Below are 4,136 nucleotides of genomic sequence, written 5' to 3'. Positions count from 1 at the left end.
GCAGGCGGTAGAGCAGGTCGGCGGTGTTCGGGTACCCGGCCAGCGACGGCGGGGTGTTGGTGGTCGCCAGCGTGTGGACCTGGACGGTGTCGACGCCGCAGTCGGCGGCGAGCATCCGCCGGCTGGCGTCGACGATCGCCTGGCCGCGGGCACCGTCGTTGAGGTCGGCGCTGATCTTGATCACGCCGGCGAGCGTCAGGGTCGGAACCCCGGCGATCCCGGTCTCGGTGATCGCGACCGGCTTCCACGGCGGGATCCCGGCCATCATCATCTTCCAGCGCGTCAGCGCCAGCTCGACCATCGCCCCGTTGGCGAACGCGCTGTAGCTCGACGTGCCGCCGGCCTGGTCGGCGTAGTCGTGGAGGCCGATCGCGTCGACGTCGTCGAGGATCGTCGGGTCGGCGTCGCGCATCTGCGTCAGGTAGACGGAGTCCGGCACGGTCGCGTCGCCGCGGTCGTCGTACAGCGGGTACAGCCCGCCGGTCACGACCTTGACCGACCGATCGGGGCCCAGCTCGTCGAGCACCGAACGCACCAGCTGGGCGTACTCGGCCCCGTTCGGGTTGCCGCCGCACCAGCGGTAGGGGTGGTTCTGCTCGTTGCGCAGCTCGATGGTCGTCACCGGCAGCGCCGCGACGCCGGGATTCTCGGCCCACAGCGTCCCGCCGGGCCCGTAGCGGGCGACGAACGCCTTCGCGAACGCGCCGAAGTACTCGGGGTGATCGGGCATCCCGACCCCCTGGCCGCCGCGCCAGCAGCTCGACGGAACCTCGAACTTCGGCGTCCCGTCGAGGTCCGCCCACGTGCGCACGCCGCGCCGGGCCATCGCCAGCACCGAGCGGTCGTAGACGTTCCAGTCGTAGGAGTGCACCAGCGTGCCGTCGGCGTCGGTGGTCGGCGGGGTCCGCTCGATCCAGCCCCAGCCGACCGGGATCCGCAGCTCCTTCGCGCGCATCCCCGCGGCGGTGTCGATCAGCAGGTTCGATCGCGCCGGGTTGGCGTCGATGTCGGTGATGATCTGCTGGCCGTTGAGACCGATCCGCTCGGCCTGCGCGGTCGAGGCGCCGATGCCGAGCGTGGCTAGCAGGAGGAGTGCCGCGGAGACGGCTCGTGTTCGTAGACGTCGTCGCAGCGGGCGGTGGTGGCGTGAGATGGGGGCAGCGTAGGACATGCTGCTGCCATCGACGCCCCGGACTCCTGCCGATCAGGATCGATCCCTCGATTCGACGGACGTTGGGGTTGGCGCGGTGGACTACGGTCCATCGAACGTCGGTTCCACCGTCCAGCTGCGGTTGAGCACGGCCCCGTTCAGGTACGACTCCGGGCCAGGTGGCGCGCCGCCTCGTCGATGCCGCCGTCGCCGTGGAAGACCCGGTCGCCGGTCCAGATCGCCGGCGTCGTGCGGACGCCGCGCTCGATCGCGCGGGCGGTCGCCTGCTCCAGCGACGCGATCACCGGCTCCCGCCGCAGCGCCTGGCCGACGGCGCGGGGGTGCATCTCGGCCGCCGACGCCGAGATCAGCACGAACGCCTCGGTCGCCAGGTCGTGGCCCCCGGCGTACGCCTGGCGGAACGCGGGCAGGCTGAACGAGACGACCCGCCCGAGGCCCTTCGCGTACCAGGCGGCCCGCAGGGCGAGGGTGCTGTCGAAGGGGACCTCGACCGGCCAGCGGAGCGGCTGCAGGCCGCGCTCGGCGGCGACCCGGGCGATCCGCTCGCGGGCCGCCTGCTCGTCGGCCTCGCAGCGGAAGCCCTCCCAGGCGTGCGGCCCCGGCAGCCGGCCGGCGTCGATCGGCACCCATGGCGTGGCGACCGGCAGCGCGCGCATCACGCGCTCGGCGGCCAGGTAGCTGTCGGGGTCGCGGAAGTCGAAGTAGAACGCCGGCGGACCCTCGGGATCGGGCATCCCGTCGTCGCCGGGCGCCCCACCGCCGTGGTCGTCGCCGACGCGGCCGCCGCCGGCCGGCTGGCCGGCGTCGGAGGACGCCGGCCACGGGCGGACGGGGAGCCCCCCGCCCGGGCCGCCGGCGTCGTCCCGGTGCCGCTCGCCGCTCACCCGTGGATGAGCCAGCCGTCGGCGGCGCGGGCGGCCTCCATCACGGCCTCGCTGAGGGTCGGGTGGCCGTGGATCGTGCGAGCGACCTCGGCGTAGCCGCCCTCGAGCGCGCGGACGTTGACCAGCTCCTGGATCATCTCGGTCGCCTTGGCGCCCACGATGTGGCCGCCGAGCAACTCGCCGTACTTCTTCTCGCCGACGATCTTGATCGTGCCGGACTCGCCGTAGACGGTCGCGCCGCCGACCGCGCCGTAGGGGACCTTGCCGACGACGACGTCGTAGCCCTGCTCCTTGGCCTGGGCCTCGGTCAGGCCGAAGCTGCCGACGTTCGGCTGGCAGAAGGTCGCTCGCGGGATGTCGACGTAGCTGATCGGGTGGGTCTTCAGGCCGGCGGCGTCCTCGGCCGCGATCACGCCCTCGTCGGAGGACTTGTGCGCCAGCGCCGGACCGGGGACCAGGTCGCCGATCGCGTAGATGCCCTTGCGCGACGTCCGCAGCGCGCCGTCGACCTTGATCAGGCCGCTCTCCAGCAGCTCGATCCCGGCCGCCTCCAGGCCCAGGCCCTCGACGTCGGGGGCGCGGCCGGTCGCGATCACGAGCCAGTCGGCCTCGCCCTGCTGCTTCTCGCCGTCGCCCTTCTGGAACGTGAACGTCACGCCGGTGTCCGAGGTCTGCACGTCGGCGACCTTGGTCGAGACGTGGACGTCGATGCCCTGCTTCTTGAACTCGCGGTTGGCGACCCGCGAGATGTCGACGTCCTCGGACGGCAGCACCCGGTCGAGGAACTCGAACAGCTGCGTCCTGGCGCCCAGGCGGGCGTAGGCGGAGGCGATCTCGGTCCCCGACGCGCCGGCGCCGACGACGGCGATCGAGCCGGGCAGCGACTCCAGCGCCCAGGCATCCTCGGTCCCGATCACGCGGCCGCCGTACTCGACGCCGGGGATCGCGCGGCGGACCGATCCGGTCGCCAGCACCACGGCCTTGGACGCGGTGTGGACCTCGCCGCCCACCGACACGCCACCGTCGGCGGTCAGCGACGCGTCGCCCGCGATGTAGTCGACCTTGTTGTTCTTCAGCAGCCCCGCGACGCCGCCCGTCAGCTGGCCGATGACCTTCTGGCGCCGCTCCTGGATCGCGGCGAAGTCGACCTCGACCCCAGCGACGTTGAGTCCGAAGTCGCCGGCGTGCTGGACCTCGTGCAGGATGTCGGCGGACCGCAGGACCGCCTTGGCCGGGATGCACGCGTAGTTCAGGCAGCGACCACCGACGGTGTCGTTCTCCACCACCGCCGTCTTCAGGCCGAGCTGCGCGGCCCGGACCGCGGTCACGTAGCCGCCCGGTCCCGAACCGATGACGATCGCGTCGTACTGCGCCATGTGGTGTCTTCCCTGCTCGTTGCCGGTCCGCGCGGGGACCGGGTTGCTGTCGTCGTGGCGCGGCGGCCCGAGGGGCCTCCCGAGGGGGACGGGGGTCGCCGGTCGATCGAGCCTATAGGACCGCCTCGCGCGGGCCGTCGGCGCCGCGCAGCCTCCGCGCTAGGTCGAGGACTCGTGACGCAGCCGCTCGCTCTTCTGGACCCGGGCCATGACCTTGACCATCCGATAGAAGATCAGCCCGCTGACGATCGGCTGGCCGATCGCGATCGGCAGCAGCCAGGCCTTGGTCAGCGACATCAGGGCGATGAAGCCGATCACCACCGCCAGCGCGAGGATCGTCTGGGTGCCGAGGATCGCCCAGTAGCGCAGCTGCCAGGTGCCGGCCGCCGAGACCACGATCAGCGCGACCATCGCGAGGTTGCTGATCCGGGTGCCGGTCGCGTTGTCGCCGTCGGCGGCGATCGCGCTGTAGATCATGCCGGCCGCGATCACCAGCAGCCACAGCACCGCCCACGGCACGATCCGCGGCCGCTCGCCCGGCGCCAGCGGCTCGAGCTCCTCGCGGACCTTCTGGTTCTTCTCCTCCGCGCGGGCGTAGCCGCGGGTCATCGCCCCGCGCCCGCCCGCCGCGGGCGTGGCGCCGCCGCTGGGCTTCGCCGGCGCCGGCCCGTCCGCGACGGCGTCCGCCGACGGTCGCCGCGCGGC

General features: G+C 72.9%; 4 protein-coding genes. All 4 read right to left on the bottom strand.

The window, feature by feature from the left end; translation table 11 throughout:
• Positions 1-1,171 (bottom strand): hypothetical protein (locus tag PAI11_RS21460; RefSeq protein WP_040601316.1); only part of this gene is annotated, 1,171 nt, incomplete at its 3' end.
• Positions 1,172-1,308: 137 nt separating this feature from the next.
• A complete protein-coding gene (locus PAI11_RS21455; RefSeq protein ID WP_007578649.1) occupies positions 1,309-2,055 on the bottom strand; it encodes a DsbA family protein in 747 nt (248 codons plus the stop codon).
• The gene (gene lpdA, locus PAI11_RS21450) at positions 2,052-3,431 is read right to left on the bottom strand and encodes a dihydrolipoyl dehydrogenase (RefSeq protein ID WP_007578647.1); all 1,380 of its coding nucleotides are present in this window, start codon (positions 3,429-3,431) and stop codon (positions 2,052-2,054) included. Before lpdA ends, PAI11_RS21455 begins: the two co-directional genes overlap by 4 nt.
• A 159-nt stretch (positions 3,432-3,590) precedes the next feature.
• Positions 3,591-4,136: hypothetical protein (locus PAI11_RS21445; RefSeq protein WP_040601315.1), on the bottom strand; the 546-nt coding region annotated here is incomplete at its 5' end.

The sequence above is a fragment of the Patulibacter medicamentivorans genome, assembly GCF_000240225.1.
In the GTDB taxonomy this organism is placed as follows: Bacteria; Actinomycetota; Thermoleophilia; order Solirubrobacterales; family Solirubrobacteraceae; genus Patulibacter; species Patulibacter medicamentivorans.
Note: the sequence above shows the minus strand (reverse complement) of the source record. Positions and strands in the feature narration are given on the sequence as shown.

Excerpts from the sequence above, each read along its gene's own strand:
- lpdA (WP_007578647.1), bottom strand. The coding sequence starts at position 3,431 with ATGGCGCAGTACGACGCGATCGTCATCGGTTCGGGACCGGGCGGCTAC.